This is a genomic window from Butyricimonas sp. RTP31003st1_G1_RTP31003_210430, from assembly GCF_040920905.1.
Taxonomy (GTDB): Bacteria; Bacteroidota; Bacteroidia; order Bacteroidales; family Marinifilaceae; genus Butyricimonas; species Butyricimonas paravirosa.
The window spans coordinates 22,036-43,790 of sequence record NZ_JBCOSQ010000033.1 but is presented as its reverse complement, the minus strand read 5'-3'; the positions used below and the strand labels follow the sequence as shown (position 1 = coordinate 43,790).

Annotated in this window: 23 protein-coding genes and 1 tRNA gene; 5 read left to right on the top strand and 19 right to left on the bottom strand. The window is 40.0% G+C overall.

What is annotated here, in order from left to right; all coding sequences use genetic code 11:
• Positions 1-37: 37 nt before the first annotated feature.
• The 6 genes from pheS to rbfA all read right to left on the bottom strand — a co-directional run bounded on the left by pheS (position 38) and on the right by rbfA (position 4,954).
• Positions 38-1,060, bottom strand: coding sequence for a phenylalanine--tRNA ligase subunit alpha (gene pheS, locus AB5542_RS11675; protein WP_027201321.1), 1,023 nt, complete (start codon positions 1,058-1,060; stop codon positions 38-40).
• Positions 1,061-1,134: 74 nt separating this feature from the next.
• A complete protein-coding gene (locus tag AB5542_RS11670; RefSeq protein WP_279040810.1) occupies positions 1,135-2,076 on the bottom strand; it encodes an aldo/keto reductase in 942 nt (313 codons plus the stop codon).
• Positions 2,077-2,128: 52 nt separating this feature from the next.
• The gene (locus AB5542_RS11665) at positions 2,129-2,554 is read right to left on the bottom strand and encodes a VanZ family protein (protein ID WP_279040809.1); all 426 of its coding nucleotides are present in this window, start codon (positions 2,552-2,554) and stop codon (positions 2,129-2,131) included.
• Between the two features lies 1 nt (position 2,555).
• Positions 2,556-3,380, bottom strand: coding sequence for a peptidylprolyl isomerase (locus AB5542_RS11660; RefSeq protein WP_087419097.1), 825 nt, complete (start codon positions 3,378-3,380; stop codon positions 2,556-2,558).
• A 14-nt stretch (positions 3,381-3,394) separates the two neighbouring features.
• Complete coding sequence (locus tag AB5542_RS11655) at positions 3,395-4,603, bottom strand: ABC transporter permease (RefSeq protein WP_279040807.1); 1,209 nt, start codon at positions 4,601-4,603, stop codon at positions 3,395-3,397.
• A 12-nt stretch (positions 4,604-4,615) separates the two neighbouring features.
• A complete protein-coding gene (gene rbfA / locus AB5542_RS11650) occupies positions 4,616-4,954 on the bottom strand; it encodes a 30S ribosome-binding factor RbfA (protein ID WP_087419095.1) in 339 nt (112 codons plus the stop codon).
• A gap of 92 nt (positions 4,955-5,046) precedes the next feature.
• Between rbfA and AB5542_RS11645 the strand changes: the two genes are divergently transcribed.
• A tRNA-Pro gene (locus AB5542_RS11645) sits at positions 5,047-5,122 on the top strand.
• 136 nt (positions 5,123-5,258) lie between these two features.
• On the top strand, positions 5,259-6,473 hold the full coding sequence (locus tag AB5542_RS11640) for a tyrosine-type recombinase/integrase (RefSeq protein WP_288215049.1): 1,215 nt from the start codon (positions 5,259-5,261) through the stop codon (positions 6,471-6,473).
• Between the two features lie 70 nt (positions 6,474-6,543).
• On the opposite strand, the gene AB5542_RS11635 is transcribed toward AB5542_RS11640, so the two are convergent.
• Both AB5542_RS11635 and AB5542_RS11630 read right to left on the bottom strand, forming a co-directional pair.
• Positions 6,544-6,948 carry a type II toxin-antitoxin system HicB family antitoxin gene (locus tag AB5542_RS11635; protein ID WP_288215050.1) on the bottom strand — a complete coding sequence of 135 codons (405 nt, stop codon included), beginning with the start codon at positions 6,946-6,948 and terminating at the stop codon, positions 6,544-6,546.
• 53 nt (positions 6,949-7,001) lie between these two features.
• Positions 7,002-7,190 carry a type II toxin-antitoxin system HicA family toxin gene (locus AB5542_RS11630; protein ID WP_118304682.1) on the bottom strand — a complete coding sequence of 63 codons (189 nt, stop codon included), beginning with the start codon at positions 7,188-7,190 and terminating at the stop codon, positions 7,002-7,004.
• Between the two features lie 694 nt (positions 7,191-7,884).
• Here AB5542_RS11630 and AB5542_RS11625 point away from each other — a divergent pair.
• The 3 genes from AB5542_RS11625 to AB5542_RS11615 all read left to right on the top strand — a co-directional run bounded on the left by AB5542_RS11625 (position 7,885) and on the right by AB5542_RS11615 (position 9,706).
• Positions 7,885-8,373 carry a hypothetical protein gene (locus AB5542_RS11625; protein WP_278701315.1) on the top strand — a complete coding sequence of 163 codons (489 nt, stop codon included), beginning with the start codon at positions 7,885-7,887 and terminating at the stop codon, positions 8,371-8,373.
• Between the two features lie 77 nt (positions 8,374-8,450).
• A complete protein-coding gene (locus tag AB5542_RS11620; RefSeq protein WP_278701314.1) occupies positions 8,451-8,876 on the top strand; it encodes an ArdC-like ssDNA-binding domain-containing protein in 426 nt (141 codons plus the stop codon).
• A gap of 32 nt (positions 8,877-8,908) precedes the next feature.
• On the top strand, positions 8,909-9,706 hold the full coding sequence (locus AB5542_RS11615; RefSeq protein ID WP_279040802.1) for a JAB domain-containing protein: 798 nt from the start codon (positions 8,909-8,911) through the stop codon (positions 9,704-9,706).
• A 206-nt stretch (positions 9,707-9,912) separates the two neighbouring features.
• Here AB5542_RS11615 and AB5542_RS11610 read toward each other — a convergent pair whose 3' ends face one another.
• The 11 genes from AB5542_RS11610 to AB5542_RS11560 form a co-directional block, all read right to left on the bottom strand.
• Positions 9,913-12,003: a hypothetical protein gene (locus AB5542_RS11610; protein ID WP_288215051.1), complete on the bottom strand. Its 2,091-nt coding sequence runs from the start codon at positions 12,001-12,003 to the stop codon at positions 9,913-9,915.
• Positions 12,004-12,006: 3 nt separating this feature from the next.
• Complete coding sequence (locus AB5542_RS11605) at positions 12,007-12,549, bottom strand: type II toxin-antitoxin system antitoxin SocA domain-containing protein (RefSeq protein ID WP_288215052.1); 543 nt, start codon at positions 12,547-12,549, stop codon at positions 12,007-12,009.
• A gap of 230 nt (positions 12,550-12,779) precedes the next feature.
• Positions 12,780-16,394 (bottom strand): phage tail tape measure protein, encoded by a 3,615-nt coding sequence (locus AB5542_RS11600; protein WP_288215053.1) that lies wholly within the window; start codon positions 16,392-16,394, stop codon positions 12,780-12,782.
• 140 nt (positions 16,395-16,534) lie between these two features.
• Positions 16,535-17,584, bottom strand: a complete 1,050-nt coding sequence (locus AB5542_RS11595) for an HNH endonuclease signature motif containing protein (protein WP_279038286.1) — start codon at positions 17,582-17,584, stop codon at positions 16,535-16,537.
• 6 nt (positions 17,585-17,590) lie between these two features.
• Positions 17,591-18,091, bottom strand: coding sequence for a helix-turn-helix domain-containing protein (locus AB5542_RS11590; RefSeq protein ID WP_278701310.1), 501 nt, complete (start codon positions 18,089-18,091; stop codon positions 17,591-17,593).
• Between the two features lie 424 nt (positions 18,092-18,515).
• Entirely contained in the window at positions 18,516-18,761 is a 246-nt protein-coding gene (locus AB5542_RS11585) for a hypothetical protein (RefSeq protein WP_368243078.1), read from the bottom strand.
• The gene (locus AB5542_RS11580; RefSeq protein WP_368243077.1) at positions 18,754-18,999 is read right to left on the bottom strand and encodes a hypothetical protein; all 246 of its coding nucleotides are present in this window, start codon (positions 18,997-18,999) and stop codon (positions 18,754-18,756) included. The genes AB5542_RS11585 and AB5542_RS11580 overlap by 8 nt, the downstream gene beginning before the upstream one ends.
• On the bottom strand, positions 18,992-19,195 hold the full coding sequence (locus AB5542_RS11575; RefSeq protein WP_368243076.1) for a hypothetical protein: 204 nt from the start codon (positions 19,193-19,195) through the stop codon (positions 18,992-18,994). Before AB5542_RS11575 ends, AB5542_RS11580 begins: the two co-directional genes overlap by 8 nt.
• A 313-nt stretch (positions 19,196-19,508) precedes the next feature.
• Entirely contained in the window at positions 19,509-20,375 is an 867-nt protein-coding gene (locus AB5542_RS11570; protein ID WP_368243075.1) for an exonuclease domain-containing protein, read from the bottom strand.
• 124 nt (positions 20,376-20,499) lie between these two features.
• On the bottom strand, positions 20,500-20,913 hold the full coding sequence (locus AB5542_RS11565) for a hypothetical protein (protein WP_368243074.1): 414 nt from the start codon (positions 20,911-20,913) through the stop codon (positions 20,500-20,502).
• 23 nt (positions 20,914-20,936) lie between these two features.
• Positions 20,937-21,752, bottom strand: a complete 816-nt coding sequence (locus AB5542_RS11560) for a hypothetical protein (protein WP_368243073.1) — start codon at positions 21,750-21,752, stop codon at positions 20,937-20,939.
• Between the last annotated feature and the right edge of the window lie 3 nt (positions 21,753-21,755).

Genomic DNA, 21,755 nt, shown 5'->3' with positions numbered 1-21,755 from the left:
ACCGACATCCTCATCTCTCTTGTGTTGTGTTTATATATTATTTGCCTGCGGCCGAAAACTGTTCAAGGAAACGGATGTCGTTTTCGAAAAAGAGGCGTATATCCTTAATGCCGTATTTTAGCATGGTGATACGCTCGATACCCATACCGAGTGCGAACCCGGTATATTTTTCCTTGTCTATACCATTTAATTCCAAAACATTGGGGTCAACCATTCCACACCCGAGGATTTCCAACCATCCGGTTCCTTTACAAACATTGCAACCTTTTCCGTGACATAGTGTACACGATACGTCCATTTCTGCCGATGGTTCCGTGAAGGGGAAGTATGACGGACGAAGACGAATTTGCGTGTCCGGTCCGAATAGTTCTTTTGCAAAATAGGTCAAGGTTTGCTTTAAGTCGGCGAAGGAAACGTTCTCGTCGATGTAAAGAGCTTCGATTTGGTGGAAGATGCAATGTGCCCGGGCCGAGATAGCCTCGTTACGGAACACTCTTCCGGGAGTAACTAATCGGATCGGGGGACGATGAGCCTCCATGTCTCGCACTTGCACGGATGAGGTATGCGTGTGTAGCACGATGTCCGGGTTCTTACTGATAAAGAATGTATCCTGCATATCACGTGCCGGGTGTTCTTCCGGGAAGTTCAACGCGGAGAAGTTATGCCAGTCGTCCTCGATTTCCGGTCCCTCGGAAATAGTGAATCCAAGTTTATTGAAGATGGCCAGAATCTCGTTTTTCACGATAGCTAACGGGTGACGGGTTCCTAGTTTTAAAGGATCTCCCGGCATCGTCAAGTCAATACCGCTTAAATCTTCTTCCGCGTTAGAAAGTAACTCTTTCAACTCGTTGATTTTTGCCAGAGCCGTGTTCTTCAATTCATTTAATTCCTGTCCCATGGCTTTTTTCTGATCCGCGGGAACGGTTTTAAAATCATCAAAGAGAGCAGCGATCGTTCCTTTCTTGCTTAAATGCTTGATCCTGAACTGTTCTACTTCTTCTAGGCTTTTCGCCTGGAAACCGGCTATTTCAGCACTGAGTTGTTTAATCTTGTCTAACATCTTCTCAAAATTTGAAATCTTTGGTGGACAAAGTTAATAAAAAAGTCTCATACATTTCAACTCTTTTGAGAACTTCATTTTTCATCCCAAATATTTTTCATCGTATACGGTCCGTCGGGGAAAATCCAAGCCGAGCCGTCGGTCATTCGGGTGTGTGAGTCGAGGGTGGCAATTTTGGTCATATCCTCTGGCGAAATGTTGATGTCCAGTGATTTAATGTTTTCTTTGATTCGCTCCGGGTGAACTGATTTTGGGATAATCACGATCCCTCGTTGTACTCCCCAAGCAATGATAATTTGTGCCGGTGTGCAATTATATTTTTTTGCCAAATCGGTAATAATCGGTTCATTGGTCAGGCCGGGTTTGTTTTTGATGGGCAAATTACGCCCGAGAGGGGAATAAGCCGTCAAGTAAATTCCCTCGGACTGACAGAATCGAAATAATTCATTTTGTTGCAAGTAAGGATGCATTTCTACCTGGTTCATTTCAGGCTTATTTTTCGCCACGGCGATCAGTTCTTTCAATTTCGGGATGCTGAAATTCGAAACCCCGATATGCCTGCATAGTCCTTTTGCCTGCATTTGTTCCATCGCTTTCCAAGTCTCCGTGAGGGGACATTCTTCGGGGGAAAGTAAATCGGATGCTTGTTGCGGGTATTCGATGTCGTGTTTCAGTGCTATCGGCCAGTGAATCAAGTACAGGTCCAAGTAGTCCAGCCGGAGATCGTGCAAAGTCTTTCGAAGAGCCTCTTCCACGTGTTCCGGGGCGTGGTTATTATTCCATAATTTGGACGTGATGAAAAGTTCTTCCCGTTTCACGAGTCCGGACGTGAATGTTTCTTGCAGGGCAGCCCCGATGATTTCTTCATTTTTATAATAGGCGGCACAGTCAATCAGCCTGTATCCGTCTTTCAGTGCGCTAATGATGGCGTCGTGTAGTTCGTTTGCCTTGGATTGATAGGTTCCTAACCCGAAGAGGGGCATTGGGTCCCCGTTTCTAAATGTAATTGTTTTCATATTTATGAATCTTTATATTCCATTTTAGTGAACGAGATTTTCCCCGGAGTGGTTATACTTCTTTCCGGCTTTTTAGTTTCTTGTATAGATAATCAACAAACTTGTCTTTCTGTTTTTTCGCCGTGGGGTATAGCAGGCAACCAGCCACTCCCCCGAGAACGTCGGCAAACAGATCCCACCAGTCTCCGCCCCGGTTGAAATATTTGAATTGCAGGACTTCGATAAGTCCCCCGTAGATGAAACTGAACCCGATGGCGATCAGGTAGATTTTTCGTAGAGACAATCGAGTCTGATAGCGGAGTTCGCTGCACAGGAATATCGACATGATAAAGAACATTCCGAAATGTACCACCTTGTCAAGGTGGGGGATATTTAATTTCGGATCAGGGATCGAGTCGGATGGAATAGCGCATAAGAAAAAGATTACTCCTGCCCAGATGATATTCCTCCATAATAAAGAGTATTTGCGTGGAATCATGTTATTCTATTATTTTTACACTGATTATTCTGACGTCTTTGAACGGGCGGTCCTGCCTGTCCGTGGGAAGAGCGGCAATTTTATCCAGAACCTCGAAACCTTCGATCAGTTCTCCGAAAACCGTGTACTCTTTATCCAAATGGTGTACCCCGCCTATCGTGGTGTATGCCTTTCTTTTTTCATCATCCATGTAGAGCTTGTCCGTGTTGTTTTCCCATTCGAAATTGATGTCCGATTTGATCTTTTCCGCGATAGCCCGGAACTCAGGTACTTTCTTTTGCGCCCTCAAAGTGTCAAGAATGGCTTTTTTCTCGGGGGTATAATATTTCTTCTGGATGGCTTTTTTAATCGGGTTGTTTATTGATTTCTCGATTTTGTCCAGTTCTTCCGGCGTGTATTTTTTACCGACCACGAAATAGAATTGGGCGATATCCGATTCTTTGAAGACATTTACCCGGTCCGGTTGGCGGGGAGCGGCTAGGGCTCCTTTTTTGTGATAATGGTGTGGCTTGATCTCCGCGTCAATCGTGACCCCTTTACCGTAGCCGATAGCTTGGCCGGCAATGGCATTTCGACTGTCGGAAGAGCCTCCCTGTACCACGAAATTTTTAACAACACGATAGAATAATGTCCCGTTATAGTGGCCGGATTTTGCCAACCGGATAAAGTTATCCCGGTGTAAGGGTGTATCGTTGTATAGTTTTGCTTTTAAGTTTCCCATATTTGTTTCGATTAAAACAACAGGCTCTTTCTCCTGACTTTTCGAGGTCAAGGGGAGTAGGGTGAGCGTTAGGGATAAAAGTGAGAGCGTTAAAAGTTTATACATAGCGTGATCCTTATTTATGATTTGACGATTTTGTTCACGAGGTATTTTACCGGGAAATGCGAGGCCAAGTAACCGATGGCAATCACCGTGATCATGATAATCAGAATATCCGACGCGATGACTTTCACCGGGTAAGCGCTGACGATGTAGCTCCCGTTGCCGAGAGTGATGAACCCGTAGTATTCTTGTAGCAGGCATAATATGGTCCCTAATGCCAGACCGATCAATGCTCCGAATCCGGTAATCAGGTTGCCTTCAAGCTTGAAGATCGAGATTATTTTTTCTTTGGTCATCCCTAGAGCTTGATAAATCCCGATGTCTTCTTTTTTGTCAATAATTAGCATCGATACGGAACCGATGATGTTGAAGGAGGCGATTAACAGGATAAATAACAAGATCAGGAAGACGGCCAGTTTTTCTGATTTCATCATGGCATAAAAGGAACGGTTCAGGTCATATTTATTCTCGACTTTGTATGTCGGTTGTATTTGGACGGATAGTTTTTCTTTTAATGATTCTATCTGATTGGGGTCTTTTAATTTTATTTCTATTTTGGAGATTTGTCCTGGAACCCCGAACAACTCCCTTGCTGTTTCTATTCCGGTGATCACGTATTTACCGTCAATGTCTTGTTGTGCGGAGAATATCCCGAGCGGGTATATTTGCTGGCTGTTTAGTGCCGAGCTTGATGCGGAAGACGCTTTTCGATCCGGGTAGTAGAATGTAACGGGAGAAAGCGTTCCTAATCTGATTTTTAAAGCAGCCGCGATGCCATAGCCCATGACGACGGCAGGTTTACCGTCCTTTTCGAGCGAGTAGATGCCACTAACAATGGAAGGGAGTATATTCACGTGTTCGGCATAAGTCGAGTCTACCCCCTTCACGACCACCGGGACTAATTTATCCCCGAATTTCACGAGGGAATTTTCTTCCACGACGGGATCACAGGAGGCGACTTCCGGCATTTGGGTCAGTTGGTCGATCAAAATGGAGTCTTTCGTGATGAATTTTCCTTTTGTCGGGGAAATCGTGAGATCCGGGGTGAAACTGTCCGTTGCTTCCGTGAGGAGCGTGTCGATTCCGTTGAACACGGAGAGTACGACAATAAGAGCCGTTGTGCCAATTGCTACACCGACCATGCTAATGATGGAAATGATGTTTATGGCATTCTGTTTCTTTTTTGAAAACAGGTATCTTCGAGCAATGAATATCGACAGATTCATCGTGGATACGGGCTATTGTTTCAACAGGGAATCGATTTTGTCGATGTAATCGAGGCTGTCATCCACGAAAAATTTAAGCTCCGGAATGATTCGTGTCTGTTTGCCGATCTTTTTTCCGAGGATAAAACGGATACTTTTGTTTTTTTCTGCCAAGCTCTCCAGTACCTTTTCCGTCAGGTTCGAAGGGAAGATACTGAGGTAAACTCTGGCATATGACATATCCGGACTAACTCGCACTGCTGTAACGGATAACATGGCACCTGCGGTGAATTCTTTACACTCTTTCTGAAACATTTCGCTTAGGTCTCGTTGGATTAAGCGGCCAACCTTATTTTGTCTAATTGAGTCCATTCTGAAGAAAAATATTTTATACAATAAAATTTTTTACAAATATAGTGATTATAATTGATACTTTTATTATCTTTGCCCTCGCAAAACGGAAACGAGATGTAGCGCAGTTGGTAGCGCGCCACGTTCGGGACGTGGAGGCCGCTGGTTCAAGTCCAGTCATCTCGACCACAAAAACAAACGCTCTGTCTAACAGAGCGTTTGTTGTAAAAAGGAGACATGGTCTACGAAAAGGAGACAAAAAGTAGACATGAGCGAAAAATGACTGGATTTTTTACGTCGGGGGGCGTTAAAAAAGGTAAATGTCATGGAACGCGTAAAATTGATCACTCTTCCACAACTTAATGATTGTGGGGGTGATATAGAAAAAAGATGGTTCGTGTATTATTCCGTTAAAGATCCACGAACCGGGAAGATGAAACGCTTCAAATATTACAAAGGACTAAATAAGATTAAAGTTTCGAAAGCGAGGTACGCTAAAAGCGTGGAGATAATCAATGAACTTTCGGGGAAGTTGAAAAGCGGTTGGAATCCTTTCATTGATGATACTCAAGTTATTTACGCCGATCAATTGCGTTACAAGAATATCGAGGAGATATACGGTAAGATGCGGGCGTCAAACACGACTTTCCGCCTTTATTCAAACAAGTATCTTGAAACTCGTGAGCGGGCCAGCGAGGGGTCGTTGACAACTTACAGGTCTAAATTGCGTGTATTCTCCACGTGGATAGAGGCGAATTACGGGGAGGTGGATGTTTCTGCCGTGAATAACAAGGTTGTTTTGCGTTTCTTTTCCGAGTTCCTGATCGGGAAAAAGAAACTGGCAGATAAAACAATTCGTTGTTACAAGCAAATCATCAGTAACGTGTTTGATCACGTGGTGAACGAGGGGAAGATGATGTCAAACCCAGTTTACCATGTTCCTAAAGGATACGATAAAGATGAAGCACCGAGGCCAGTGGCTTCATTTGATATACAAAAGTTCCGGGACACGATCAGCAAGCGGGATCCGCAGTTATGGATGGCGATAGAGTTCGAGACGTATTGTTTTCTTCGGCCTGGCAAAGAATTGCGTTTGTTGAAGATCCGGGATATCGATTTCGCCCGTGGATTGATCAACGTGGATCGGTTTCGTTCAAAGACTAACCGGGAGAGATTCGCTACAATTCCCGATCATTTCCTGCTCAAGCTCCGGGAGGTCTATAACCTGCACAAGTATAACCGGGATTATTACGTGTTCGGTAAGGGGTACAAGCCGGGGCCCGAGTGTTTGGGGAAAAATAACCTGAAGAATCGTTTTAACTCGTTCAGGGAAATGTTGAATATGCCGAGCGAGTACAAGTTGTACTCGTGGAAGCATACCGGGAACTCGTTGGCGTTAGATAATAATATAAGTATGTACGCGCTGCGGGATCAGAACGGTCATAGTTCGGTTCAAGTCACGGAGATATACACGAAAAACAAGGTGGGGACGATTTCCAGGGAAATCAAGGATAAGTTTCCGGATCTCGATAATTTGTAAAAAGACCCCGTGGCGATCTGGCCACGGGTTTTTTCAAGCATGTACAGGTGTTCAATTAAAAAGCTCTTTTTTAAAACTGTACGGTACTCAGTTTCTTTATAATATCATTAAATCTATTTTGTATGATAGCTTTTTGTTTGTCCCCAGCGAAGGCTAGTCTTTCTTTATACTTGCGCATAAGAGAAGGGTTAATTCCGACTTCCTTGGCAAAAGCTGAAACGTTGATAAATGGGAAACTTTTAAAAAAAGCTGATAGATCATATTTGTATTCAAACGTGATCTCTCCCTTGAGGAGTTCCGGAATCTCTTTGCCGGTTTCATCAAAATATTCAAGTTGGCTATCCAAAGCCTCTTGAAGACTTTCTTTCGCTTCATCTTCTGTTAGGCCATAACCAAATAATCCGTTCACGTTAGGGGTATGTATTCCGTACCCTCCGTCTTCTGATTTCTCGATAATAGCGATAATTTTTCCCATAGTTTATAATTTTAATTCGTTCAATTATGTACCACCCCGAGGGGTGGTACTTGCTACTTCTTCTTGATTCCAGCTTGTTTCATCATCTCGTTTAACGTTCCCTTGGGAATTTCTTTCGAGGGATGACGTCCAACTGGAATAGAGTACTCGTAGTCGGGATGAACATACTTGTAATGTTTTTTCCCTTTGCTGAGTGTCCACCCTGCGGCTTCGATCAGCTTGTAGAACTCCGAAAACTTCATATCAAAGAGCGTTATAATTGAACAATACAAATGTAACAAATATGTTCCTTGTTTCAAAATATTTTGGAACAAAATTGTTCTTTTTTTTATTGTGGCTATAAAATGAAATTAATTTATCATGTGGATTGCGTTATTTTTCACGATCTACCGACTTACTGACCTACTTTGATTGCATGAATCTTTTTGCAATCAAGGACTAAATTTAAATTATAAAGGGATCACATGTATTTGGCATATAGGACTATTGGCGGTATGTGATGACATGTTAAAGGCCTCTCCCTCCCTTCATATTTCCTGCGCCACGAGGCGAAAAGTTGCGTTGCTGGATAGGGCGGGGCTCTGGGGTTAACTTGCTGTCAAAACGGGAATTTCCCGTTTTGAATGGTGTCAATAACTTGACATTGATGTAATTAATTAGAAATAAACCGTATTTAAGTGCTAATTTATAATGATTCTAAAGTTGTGGCTTTATTACAGGCGATTTCCGCGAGGATCTCGCTATTTCATGACTGAAAAAAGTAAATTTTTTTTTTCGCGAGGTAGAACTATTTTAATTGATCTCATTCGAGATGTTTGTATTTAAGTGGCTGATATGTAGTGTATTGGATAAGAAAAATACTTGTATATTCTTGATTTTCTGCGTATATTTGTAATACAGAAATCAAACACAATGTCTAACTAAAATTTAAAGATTATGACAACGAACAAAAAAGTAGAGAAACCAAAAGAGGAAACGAAAAATTTACTTCCGATGGAATTAATCCCCGAGAAAACTAAAATTGTTCCTCCCTTGAAAGAAGAGCCAAAAGAGGTGAATAAGGATGAAGAAATCGAAAGTTTGAAAAAACAACTTGAGGAGGCCAACAAGAAATTGCAGGAACCCGTGAACTTGGAAGAAAGAATCCAGTATTACCAACGGAAACAAGAATTAATCATGCAGTTGGATAGGCTTGTAAGCGAATCGGAACGTTTAAAAACGATCCAGGAAGAGATAGAAGAATGTATCGAGGATGATGAATTTGAATGTGAAAGTTACAAGTTAAGTCTTGGGAAACTCTCGCAATATCGAAATGATACCGTGTTTTCAATGAATAACCCCGTTGTTATTGGTGATGTGATTAATTGTGTTTTGAACAGGATTAATGCCAAAATGGATAAGTTGAAAACTGAAATTGCTTGTTGATAAAAATGGGGAACGGCAGCCACCGTTCCCCGTACAGAAATCAAATTTTTAAAGTGTCTAACCAAAAAAATTCAATCATGAGCAAAGGTAAACAATTTAAGGAAACTAGAACGAAATTAATAGAACTTTCTAACGTGGCCAAGCAGATGCGACAGAAAGAAAGGCTTGATATGACAATTAATGAAATTCTATTGAAATTGATCTACAACACGAACGGGGCAACAGAGTTCAACACTTTTGCCCAGTGGAAAGAGCTAGGATATACCATTTTAAAAGGTTCTAAAGCGTTTGTTATTTGGGGGCAACCGAGAACGGGAAACGAAAATAAGGAAGAAACAGACACGAAACGGGGGGAGGGAGAAGATGACGAGTATAGTTTCTTTCCCGTGTGTTACTTGTTTTCCGATAAGCAAGTACGCAAGGTCGAGATTGCAGGAGTGGGAGCGAGCAAAGAAATCGTGTTAGAAACGAATCCTGATCATAGTATTGATGATATTTTGTAAGTCTTTATTATTCAAGTTTTAAATTTAGTGATATGTGTTATAGTGGAAAGTTAGCCATGAAAAGAGAGGCTTTAGTGGAGGCCTCGAAAGTGGCGAGATCGTTAAAATCATTAGAGGAAATTGACGGTACTATTAATTATGTCTTGCTGAACTACATATACGAAACGGGTGATGCTAACGAGTTCAAAACCTTTGCCGAGTGGAAGGTTGACGGGTACGGGGTGCGTAAAGGTGAAAAGGCTTTTATAGCGTGGGGAAAACCTCGGGAACGGGTGACGAAGGGAGGGAAAGAGTTGAAATATTTCCCCGTGATACATTTGTTCTCCGATAAACAAGTGTACAGGATAAAATCGGGTAACATGATGGAATCCTCCATTACACGAGGGGATCGGGTTGGGGAGTTTAAAGTTTCTTACGTTCGTGACAAGGATATAAAGTATAAACATATCAATTCTCCCGGCCAAATGGCGGAAGTGTTTACAAGCGTGTGGGATCAAAATGAAATAGAATATCGTGAGAGTGTTTACGTGTTGGCATTGAATAATAATTGTGACGTGTTAGGTTACTCGAAACTTTTCGAGGGTGGAATAACTTCCACGGTTGTTGATGAAAGGATGATTTTTCAGTTTTTACTAGGAATGAACGCTACCGCTTTTGTCATTGCTCATAACCATCCAAGCGGGAAATTGCACCCGAGTAACGAGGATATAAAATTAACACGAAATATAAAGAAATGCGCTGATATTATGCGGATGGCGTTCGTGGATCATTTGATTATCACGGGGGACAAAGAATGTTATTATTCATTTTCGGATAACGGGCAAATGTAAAGATTCGAACAACTGCGGCGAAGTTCTCCTTACATGATAGGGAAAGGAGGGCTTCGCCGTGGCGGGACTACTTTTTAACTCTCAAATGCCGAGATAAAAAGTAGCAAAAATTTGGCTTCTGACGCTCTTTTTTAAGCGGGTGGCCAGGGTGTTGGTCGTTAAACTCGGATTGCCAAGGGGATGAATTTATAAATATTGAAACTGATTTATTTTGTTTTAGTATTGGGACGATTTGTAGAGACATTATTTTTTTGTGTAACATCACTTTTTTCCTTTATTACTTTGGTCGATAGTGTATCTTCTTTTTGTTTTTTGTCATTTTGTGGATAAACAATGTTCCGAATAGAAATATTGTTTATATTTATAGAATCGGTAGGAATGGTTATTGCTTTGTTTGGAGGGGCGATGGGGGTGTTTTTGAAGGTATCACTAAATATTACATAAATGCAAACACCTAATCCCACTGTTAATAAACCACATGCTATTTTGTGTGCTTTAGACATCTTATCTCCTTCCTTTTTACTGACAATAAACCAAATAACGACTGAAAACAAGCATAAAGAAAAGGCGAGGCTAAACGTAAAAACGATAGCTTCGTGGAAAGTATTTACCATGCGATATACTTGGAAATTTCCCATGGCGAAGACAACTAATGCTGCAAATACGGATAAAATTTGTATGTTGTTTTTTTGGCTATCATTTGCAACATCTATGGCCTTTTGGCTTTCATCCTTTGCAAAATCCATGGCTTTTTGGATTCTTTGATTAGCATTTGCAAGAAGTTCTCCAGTTTCTTGCTTTGTTGTATTTATAAACTTTTGTGTTGCGAAGATTGTTTTGAAGATCTGATGCTCGGACTCTAACTCCGATAGTTCTTTTATGTATTTCTCGTAATTAGTGGGAATAATATAGGCTGATGCAACAAAAACATTAAAATTTTCTTCATCTATTTGGACATGGCAGCAGCAACCAGAAAAATTAGGTCTAAATGGTAAAATACTGTAAATGTCGCTTCTTTCTAGATATTTTTTAGAACAATCGATACTTGTTTCTAAATTGTAGATTGCCTTTTTTACATCAGAAATGTGGTCGTTAATATTGTAGTTGTGGATTATTTGGTTCAAGAAATTTATATAGCATTTGGCTATTTTTGCATAAGGGAAAAAATTATATATACCTGTCTTGTTTTGAATTTCTTGAGTTTTCTTGAGTATGGAATCTATATCTTCAATATTCTTAAATGTTCGTTTGCTTAATAGTGATATTTTATTATTAAATAGATAATTAAGACATATATCAAAACTTCTTTTATTGAAACCTTTACGGTCAGCTTCAGACTTAAATCTTTCCTTGAAACGAGATATTAATGAATCGATATCGTTGGTACTTTCTGTTACTTTTCTGTAAAATTGGACAAAGATAAAAAAGTCTTCAAAGGTTTTGGGTTCTCCATTTTTATCTTGATAGTATTTTTTTAGATAATCATAATTTTCTTCTCTTTTACTAGGGTATGCTTTCTCTATTAGATCTTTAAAATGTGTCAAGTATGACGTTTCTATTTTTGAAGGGGCTATATCAATATCAATAAAATCATGAGAGATAGAGAATGCACGAAAATATTCGTCATTGTCTTTAGCTATAAACTTGAAGATAAGTAAATTACATTTGTCAATTAGTAATTTACAAACTTTGCTATTTTTTAATGTGTGCTTTTGTAATTCATGTGTTATTTCAAATAGCTTTTTTAATATATTATTATTTAATGAAAAATCACGATCTAGAATGGAAATTAATATATTGTGATAAAATATATCTGCATAAGGAGTTAAATCAAGATTTAAATTTCCCTGGTAGTTTCCAAATGGTTCGGCTTTAAAATCATAGAGAAGAAACAATTTATCAGGATTATCATTTCTAACTTGAAGTTGATGTGTTAGATATTGGTATTGTTTTAAACTATTGATTAAAACTTTTGTAAAACAATCGCTGATACAGTTATAGAGTTCGATATCTCCTGGTATGTCAAAACTACTTAGTGTTTTGTCGAATTTGATAATTCTGTCTTCAAAATTACCATTTTCTACATAAGATCCCCGGATAACAGATAAATTTAAGTTTTCATAAATTTCAATACCAATACCTCTAATTTTATCGCATATTTCTAAACGTTCTTTATCAATATCCGCTTTGGCATCTTCTATTTTATTAGGTTCTTCGAGTTTATCTGGGGCAATATCTTTATAAATTAAGGGAATCGAATTTAAAAGATTTTCCGCTTTAGAGAAATATTGACACATGAACTATCTAAATATTTTTGTACTAACTCTTATGAGTTCTGATGGCATTTCAGTACTTCTTTTACCTTGTTTTATAGCTCGATTATATAGTAATCTCCAAACTGGCCATTGATGACTCAGTTCTACGAGATCAAATGCAGGATAAGTTACAATTTCCTCATTTTTTTCACGTAATTGCCGAATGGATTCATTCACATAATCTTTTGTCGTTTGGCTCAAAGAATTAAAATAATTCCCAATAGCTCTTTGTTGAGAAATTGGACCATTTGTTATGGTATAAATTTGTAGGTCATCTAAGTGATTATATACAAAACTTTCAACAGGTCCGTATGGAAGAGCGTAGAATGCATCAAATGTATCTAGGAGATCTTGCTTTGTATCTCCTTCGCTTTTAGTATCTATGGCAGAAACAAAAAAATGCAATTTGAATAACTTTAGCTTATTGAATTCTTTTAAAGCTTGGCTTTGTTCATATCCAGTTAAATCCTGAAGCCAATCAATGAGCTGGGAAATGATATATTCAAATGCTATTATTTTTTTATCCATCGTTTCTTATCTTTATGTGCATAATCTAAATTAAACGAGAAAATCTCATGAATGTTAGATCTGTTTAAATGATTTTGAAGAACGAAATTATAAACACCCTTGTCTGTATTATAAAATTTATGATGCAAATGTAGAATAATTTGCTGAATTATTAGTAAAAGTATTAGTAAAAGTATTAGTAAAATCAAGAATGTTATTATCGTTAATAACATTCTTGATTTTAAAATGACTTATAGTTGCTTAAGGTAATTCAGTAGGTTCATTTCCTTCTCGTTTTGAATCAACACGTCGTTACTGATATACGCTTGCCTGTTTCTTGGATCCGACAAGTACGTGTTCATTATCCTGATCTCGTCCCGGAGACCTTGTACCGTTTCTAGGAGGCGTGTATCTTCCGTTGACGTTTGGTAAAAATTCGTCGTGTTTTGTACGGGTCCGGAGAGGCCTCCTGTCGCATACATCGGTATCGAGGTCATCGTGGAGAAGTCCGGTAAAATGGGACGCAATTGTTCCGGGGAGAGGATTCCGGAGCGAACGAGTTCGAGTTGCTGAATGATCGGCCCCGTGATCGGGTCGTTGAGCATATTATTGGGGGCAATCCATTCCCTGCCGGCTTCCCCGGCGATGTACACTCTAGCTCCATCCGTCATTCCTCCCTGGGCATACTCGGGTAGGGGTGTACTGGCAATGGTTGCAATTTGAACGGCTCCCATTGCGGCAGATATGGCGGCAAGGACGTAGCTGTATGGAGGAGCGACGTTCGCGAGAGCCTGCATGATGGAGGATGCTGTATTTATAGTTGCTGAGAATATTCCTTGCGCCTTATCTCTTTTGGCTTGTCTATTTGCGATTTCCGTTTTCTTTTTGTCAAGATCTGCGTCAAGTTGGGCAATTCTGGCATTATACCTTTCTTGACTAATTCGTCCAGATTCAAGTTGCTTGTTTAGGAGTTCCTTTTTCTTGTTGGTGTTTTTCTCGTAGTCTTGGAGCTCCTTTTTATCTCGGTTATTCTGAAACTCGTTGAATTGTCCCCAGATGTTGTTGAGTTGTCCGGCGAGATCTAGTGCCATGTTCATTTTTTCCTCGAATTCTTCCCATTCTTCCTCGGTGATGTTAAATAGTTGCATCCCGCCTGGATCTTGAATATTTTTAAGCTCTTGATCCATTTTTTCCTGGATTTGTTGGCGTATGGCATCCGTGTCAATGCCATGTTGCTGGGCGAGGGCTAGGAGATCCGAGTATCTTTTCTGTATTTCATTCTTTTGTTTCTCGGAGGAGGAGCTTAAAGCGGCCTGTATTCTTTCTTCTGCCTCGATCGTTGCCGTGACACCTTTTTCGAGTTGTTTGTCGAGAATGAAGGAAATTTCTTGGTGATGTGCCTCGTAAAGCTCCGTGGCATCCAGGTTATATTTCTGACATATGGATAATAGCTCTTGAAATTTGTTGTGAGCTGCCATGATCTCTTTCTCGTCTTCTTTCAAGGAAGAGATTTGTACCTGGTTGTTTATTTCTTGAATCTTTTGGGCGAGTTGTTCTTCGATTTCTTTTTTCTTTTTAGCTAATGCTTCCGCGGCCTGGAGTTTTTTCGCGTGTTCTTTTTCGGTCGCTTTATCTTCCGTTTCCGTGGTATAATCCCTGTTTTTAATAGCCTCGTTAAGTGCTTTTTGTGTGTTGACGAGTTTCGTCTGGACACGATAAAATTCTTCACTTTCACGAGTGGCGTTGTCGAGAGCTATTTTATACAGGTTTATTTTTTCTTCTAGCTGGGTGATCGTGGATGAACCGATCTTGTCCGCGCTACTCTCGGCGTTGAAAATGTTATCAAGTTGTTTTAAATCTTGCTCCATGGAGTTGATGGATTCTTGGATCTTGTTGATCCCGGGATCAAGTTCGGCGGCCGCTTCTTCTCCTTTCTTCCGGGCTGTTTCTTTTAACTTGTCAAATGTTCTTTCTATACCTTTTTGGGGAGCGAAGGGGTTCTTGAATGTTGTCAGTGTTTTCCAAGTGATATCCCATGTCCCGACGGTAGTATTCTCTTTTTTTATATTTAATTGTTTGGTTTTGTAAAGTTCAAGTTCGGCTTTGGCAGATTGGATTGCAAGGGCGATTTTTTCACGTAAATCGAGTTTCTCTTGTCGTGAAAGGGTGTTCAATCTTGATATTTGAGTGTTGTAACTTTTGTACTGTTCGGAGAGTTTTTCGTTGCTTGTTTTGAGGGTGTTCATGACTTCCGTTTTCTCTCGTTCGAGTCGGATACTTTCCTCGTTGTTACGGTCGTAATAGGTAAGGGCACTCCGGAGGGCGGTGAATGCGATCGTGATGGCCCCGATGGGATTGGCCACCATGGCACGGTTAAGCATGACGAATGCGGTTCTTGCTTTTAACAAGGCCGGGTGTAGACGTCCTTGCGTGATATTATACTGGTTTGTTTTTTCGGTTAGAAAAGCGGTGACAAGGGCGTTTTTTTGTTTGGCCACCGTGTCAAGCAAGAGAGCTGCCCTGTTTTTAATAATTGCGGTGGAGGCAAGGAGTGTTTTCCCGGATAAGGCGAGGATTGCCGAGGCGAGAGGAACGATAATTTCTTTGTTTTCTTTGAATAACCCGGGAGCCTTGGTCAAGGCTTTTAAGAAATAAGTGAACGTGTTGGTTCCTATCGTGATTGCCGGGGAAATCTTTTCCCCGACCTCGATCATTTGAAGTTTGAGTCGGTTCATCGCTTGGGCCCGTTCTGCCATCCTGTTGTTCGTGTTTTTCGCGGCCATCTCGATAGCTTTCTCTGCTCCGGTCACGGCGTTCGTGTACCGGTTAATATCTTCTTTTGCTTGAATCAAGACCTCTGCCATTTTCGCGTGTTCAACCCCGAATATTTTCGCGGAGGATTCTCCCTTGGCTATTCTTGTTTCAAGTTCCTCTAGGGCTTGGTTTATATCAAAGGTTCCGGTTTTAAAACCGATTTGTTTCTCTTTTAATTTTAGTAAAACTTTGTCTAGGCTGTTGCCGGCCATGCTAGCTTCTTTAAATTTTGGAGCGACCGCTTCTATTAGTCCAACAGCCTGGTTCGTTTGTATTCCCATTAAATAGGCCGTGGTACCGCACTTTTCAATCGCGTCGGAAAGGTATTGAATATCCCCGGCCCCGGCTTGAGATCCGGCCGCTAGTTCGTTGATGATTCTTCTACTGTCAGAGGATTTCGCGTTAAACTGGTTCATCACGTTCGCGAGAGATGCAGCGGCGGGTTCCAGTTGCATTTTGGCGGCTTCTGAAAGGATGATGGCGTCCTCGGTTACTGCGGCGAGAGCTTCTTTATTTTTCAGGAGTTCCGGGCGTTGAGAACCCATTTTCGTGAAGGCATCGAGAATGTCTGTAGCGGATTGTTTGATATTTATTCCTTCCTTGGTCGTGGTTATTGACATTTCCTTGGCCTTGTTACTTAGCCATTCAAGGTTTTCCCCGGCAAGCCCGGTTAACGCGGATAAGTTACTGAGGTTTTCTTCAAATTTTCCGGCTTCATCTCCACATTTTCTGAAACCTAACACGATACCGGTAAGGCCGGCAAGAAAGGAGGTAACCATTCCGAAATACGTGTTAAAACCGTTGGTTATTCCGGAAATAGATAACCAACGGGTATGTGTCGTTTTTAGCGAGTCGTTGTGTTCCTGAATGATACCTTTTAATATTTTGATTTTTTTGGCATGGGCGATGTATTCGTCACTGCCAAGTTTTAGTCGGGCTTGCTCGTTCACGAGTTTTTGCATTTCGGCCTTGACTTCTTTTATACTGTTGGCAGCTTCTTTACCATTGATATACAGGTTTACCCGTTTGTTTGTCGTGTTACTTCTTGCCATGACTTCTTCATTTTACGGGCAATAGTACTTTATCGAAAACGGGAAAAAAAGGACAAGTTTTGAAGAAAGAACCCCGTTCGGGTGGAACGGGGTAGGTGTTTTCATCTTGTGATATTTTTAATTACGATATTCCAATCTGATTAGCAGTAATCATCTATGCAATCATCACCAGTCCATTCTTTTCCCTGAAAGAGTGTTATTGTCTTTAATGCGCCATTCTCCTCGAAAAAGGAACCTCCATTTTTATGAATATACTTATCATCCAATATATATACATAGGTAATATACCATTGTTTTAGTCCCTCTGGATTATGGGTCGCAACACACAACTGTTTTCCATCATCTGATATAGCGAATTCTATGATGGTATTTGTACCATAGGTGTTGTTTGAAAATATTTTTCCTATTTCCAATGATGAATAATATGCCTCCAAAGATATTTTGTCTGTGGGACATAAGGGAAATTCCGTTGGCGTTTTCCAATATTCTTGCATGGCATTAGAAGTTAATGATTCCATTAATGAAGGCAACGCCATTTCTTCCTGTTGTTCACAAGCATGTGGCATCTGTGTAGACAATTGTGTCCAATCCTGACGAACACTATCGCCTTGTTTCACGGGCTGATACTCTTTGTATATCCATTCACCGATACCATTGCCTTGCGGAACACCTGTAAATTCTGTATCTTCTTGATTCCATCTTTCTAAATTGGCCTTACATTTGGCGGCTTCCTCTTCAGACACGGTGCGCATCCACTTGAAATTGGGGTCTGCAGAACTATCTCGCAGCAAGGTAGGATTTTCAAGAAACGCTGCTACGCTACCACATATATTGATAATTCTTCGGCGAGTTATCGGATTGTTCAATACGTTTTCAAGCTTCGTTACCCAATGGAGGTTTTCTGCTCTATTATTGCATCTGTTCGTGTCTTTATGGTCAACAACCATCCCTTCCGCTTTCTGATGTCCCCAAAAAGCGGATGCTACAACTTGATGGACACGAATGTTTGAAGCAAAAAACATATATCCATTGGCTTCATTTTTTTCGCCAAAAGTCCATTTGTTATCCAAAGGTCTTATTCGACAAGCTTTTTTAGGATGCCTCATAATAGCACCATTATCCCGTACAGAATATGTTTCTCCTTTATATTCGCAAGAAACTTCAACCTTGAAATTGTTTATGTCAATCATAACAGACTAATTAAGGTCAACAAAATCTATTTTCTTTCCTAAGACGGCAGCTATTTTAGACAAAATATCAAGCCCTACTGAATACTTTCCATTTTCAATACGGCTGAGATTAGCGGCATCAATGCCAGCAAGTCTTGCCAAGTCACGAGCTTCCATACCTCTGTCTTCACGTATCTGACGAATTCGCTCACCGATACGTGCTCGATCCTTATGGCGTGTACCAGTACTAATGCCTAAAATTCCACCACCAATGGCAAATTGTACAGATTCTCGCCAAATAGAATTTGTCATTTCCTCTTTATCATCGGAAAAGTTTTTGTCAAACAAGACTTCCAACCAATGAAGTTCGTGATCTTGGGTTTCTTTACTTGTGTATGCACCTATTTGGCACAAGACCGTGAAAACTTCTCCATCGGGAGCTATTACTTCGACCTCATTTCGGCTAATAATCTGGGCTGATGATTGTGTCGGAATTTCCAAAAAAGAATGTTGTCCTTTATCTGTCATAATCGTTTTTACCGTATTTTAAGTGTTGTCGCCACTTTTAATGATTACTAAATACAGGTGCAAAGGTAATCGTAATTGGCAAATATGCCAATCACTTTCCACGCTTTCTGTATTTCTTTTATGAAAAATTACTTTTTAAGTCGAAATTAGTGGCAAATGGAACTTCAACCAGCCTCTTTGTGATCTTTCCGGGAACAATTCACACATCAATAACAAAGCTGGCGTTGTTGCTCAATCGCTTACATAGACAATACAACACATGGCGAGAAGTAATTCGGTTGTTTCCAGATCAAATATTAGAAAACTACTATACATTATTTTTTTTGTTTTGATTTTGCGGGGGATAAAATAGTACTTTATCGAAAACGGGAAAAAGGACAGGTTTTGAAGAAAGAACCCCGTTCGGGTGGAACGGGGTAGGTGTTTATCTTGTTTTCAGTAGCCAGACGAATTTACCTTGCCCGGCCACGGGAACGCACTTGAATCCCTTTTCCCGTAGTTGCTCGTAAATGTCTTCCAATGGAATAGGGTAAACGGAGTTAAACATCTCGAGTATCTCGGTGGAGGTGTATTGCTCGTTTGACTCCTGCCACGTGTCGGCGGGGAAATATCGTTCGAGGAACGAGTCCATCAATTCTTCGAGAGCTTCTAAGTACTTGTCGTTACACATGTTTTACCTCCTTTCTGATGACGGATGTTAAGAGATTCCCGGCAGAAACGAAAGCGGCTTGAATGGATTCGATGAAGTTACAGGCTTCGCTTTCCGTGTTGGAAAGTCGAGAGTTCGGGATGTTCGTGTTGATGACCGGGTAAAGGCCTTGAATGGATTGACAGATGTTTTCCATGTCCCGGATGCAGGATTCGATGACGGCTTTCTCGGCTTGAATCGAGGCTTGTTGATTACTCATGACACGCCTCCTTTCTGCAAAAATGAATGGCTGTTTGCATCTCGGATAATCTTGCTCTGGCTTTCGCCCATGCCTTGCGGTAAATCTCCACGTGAGGGGAGTCGAGGTTGTTCAAGAATAGTTCCCGGAAGGTGTTTACCTTGTTTTGTTGCGAGATGATGCCCCGGGGTGATGGGGTTTGAAATTGTTTTTTCATGTTACGTAATTTTTGAACGTTTTGGGTACGAAAAAACGGTGTACCTGTCCCGTTGTTCAAAGTCTTACGTAAGGCTCGTCCACGTCATTATAACGTGAACACGGGGGTATACACCGCGTATCTTGCAACATAGTTTCCTGATAGATATAAAAAATCCACCTTCGTGAATCCGGGGTGGTCTATCTCCACCTTACGTATTAAACTTTGAACACTACAAATGTAGAAGAAAGTTACGATATGGCAAAATTTGAGGGGAAGAAAAAAGCGAAGTGAGAACTTCGCTTTCAATTTTATAGTTGCTTAAACTTTACTTTTAAAAGTCTAATATTTTTCCACAATTGACACAATACTTGTTTTCATCTTCTTTGGTAGGAGTATCTTTTTTACAATGAAAACATGGGGTGTATGAAAATTTATCAAAGCATTCAATATTTGCAGAATAGAATGTAAAAAATTTTCCACATATTCTGCAATATGTGGCGTCTTCATCGTTTAAGGTGTTGCATTGAGTACATGATTTTCTCATTATTGGATGCTTGATTGATTTTTGTGGTGGTACTTTTTTTTGTTTTTTAGCGTATGGTATTCTTATATTTTTGAATAGATCAGAGTTATCTCTCATCAAAAAAATGAAACATTGTAAAGCTAAATCAACGTCTGTTTGAGCGTTATGTAGATTTGAATGGTTAATCTGAATTGAATCTTTTGAAATTGCATTACAAAATTCTGCTAATTCAATGAGTTTTGGATACTTTTTGTAACCCCAGTATTTTTTCCCTGCCTCCATGGTGCACCATAAATTTTTTCGTGCTAATGGTCTATCGTAACCCCATCTATAAAGTTCTGCTTCTAAAACGGGAAAGTCGAACTTTATGTTGTGAGCGACTAACACTTCGGCATTAGAAGCATCTTTTAAGAATTCATCAAAAACCTCATTTGGTTGTGAACCATGTATCTTGAGGTAGATTTTTGATAAACCATGTACCTGTTGTGCGGAAGGAGAAATTTTACAAGAAGGACATAAATAGAATGATTTTATTTCGGCATTTTGATATCCCATTCTTAATAGAGACCATGATATTTGTACTATTTGTGGGTATGACTCGTAATTTTCTGGTGAGTCATTCGTTTTAAGTAATCCGGTTGTTTCCAGATCAAATATTAGAAAACTGCTATACATTATTTCCCTTGTTTTGATTTTGCGGGGGATAAATTACGAATAATAATTCGAAAGATTATACTTTTTTTGAAATTATGAAAAAAAAGAAAAGCGAAGTGGAAAACTTCGCTTTTTGTAAAATCTTTTATTCCCCATGTTCTCGTGAAGGTAACAAAATATATCCGTTAGGTACCAATTTTAGAATGAATTTACCATGGATATGGGGGTTATCTCCTCGTAATAGCGAGTTTTCGTGTCTCCAACATCCTGTTAAATAATCGTACACGTCATCAGATACTTTAAGTTCTTTTGCCGTGAAATCCCATGACAGAGAATCCCCGTATCGTAAATGGCGTGTCATGCGTTGGCACGCTTTCATGTAGGCTGTTTCTTGTTGTTCGATTACTCCCGGTCTGTTTAGATCTCCTTCACAAGTGATAAAAAGAGAATCCACGTATAATTGTTCATAATACGTTCTTTCGTTAGCTGGTGGAGTACAGCTTGTTAAAAGCCAAGCACATGAGTAAACTATGAATTTTCGTTTTTTCAAAAAAAGCATGGATGAAGCATTTTATTTACCGGTTATTTAGCGGTTGTTACAAGTATATTAGCACATATATGCTTGTGGCTAAGATTTCTTACAGCTCGAATGATTTCCCCGATCCCATCTTTATCTCTTGAATCCTTTATATATGGGGATCCGATTTTATTTGCATCGCATAAGTAATTAGGAGTCGTGTAACAACAATTTGCTGCGTAATACGTTGCATATCCTGTTACGCGACTAGCATTTAGTGTGTTCTGTATCCCTTGGATACTATAAATACCATAGCCGTCAGGGGAAAATTCTGAAGCATGATAATCAATATATTGGGCTAAAGATTGGAATTTGTAATATTCTCTGTATATCCGAGCGCATAAACCGAAATTCTCTCCAAACCTGTTATTGCCTTTGAGCATTGGAACTGGGTATGGGGGGTCTGAACGTGAACTTGATAAAGGAATCTCTTTAGGCATAATCCTGTAACCATCAGCAACTAGATCTAATTTATATTCACCGGATGCTAGTAATGTATTATCATATTTCCAGCATCCTATTAAGTAGTCATAAATGTTTTGGGATACTTTTACTTGGGAGGCAGAATCGAGATCCCAGGATAAAAAACCTTCTTTGTAGGTTAAATGTTTGGTCAGCCTTCGATAGGCTTGCATGTATTCATCTAAATTGGCATCAATCACTCTAGGATCATTCAAGTTCCCGTCAAAACTTAAATAAACGGAATCTGCATATAATGATGCGTATGATAAATTGTTGTCAAGCATTGCTTTTTCACATCCTCCTAAGCATAACAACGATAATGTAATGCTTAAAATGAAATACTTTGATAAATTTCTCATGGT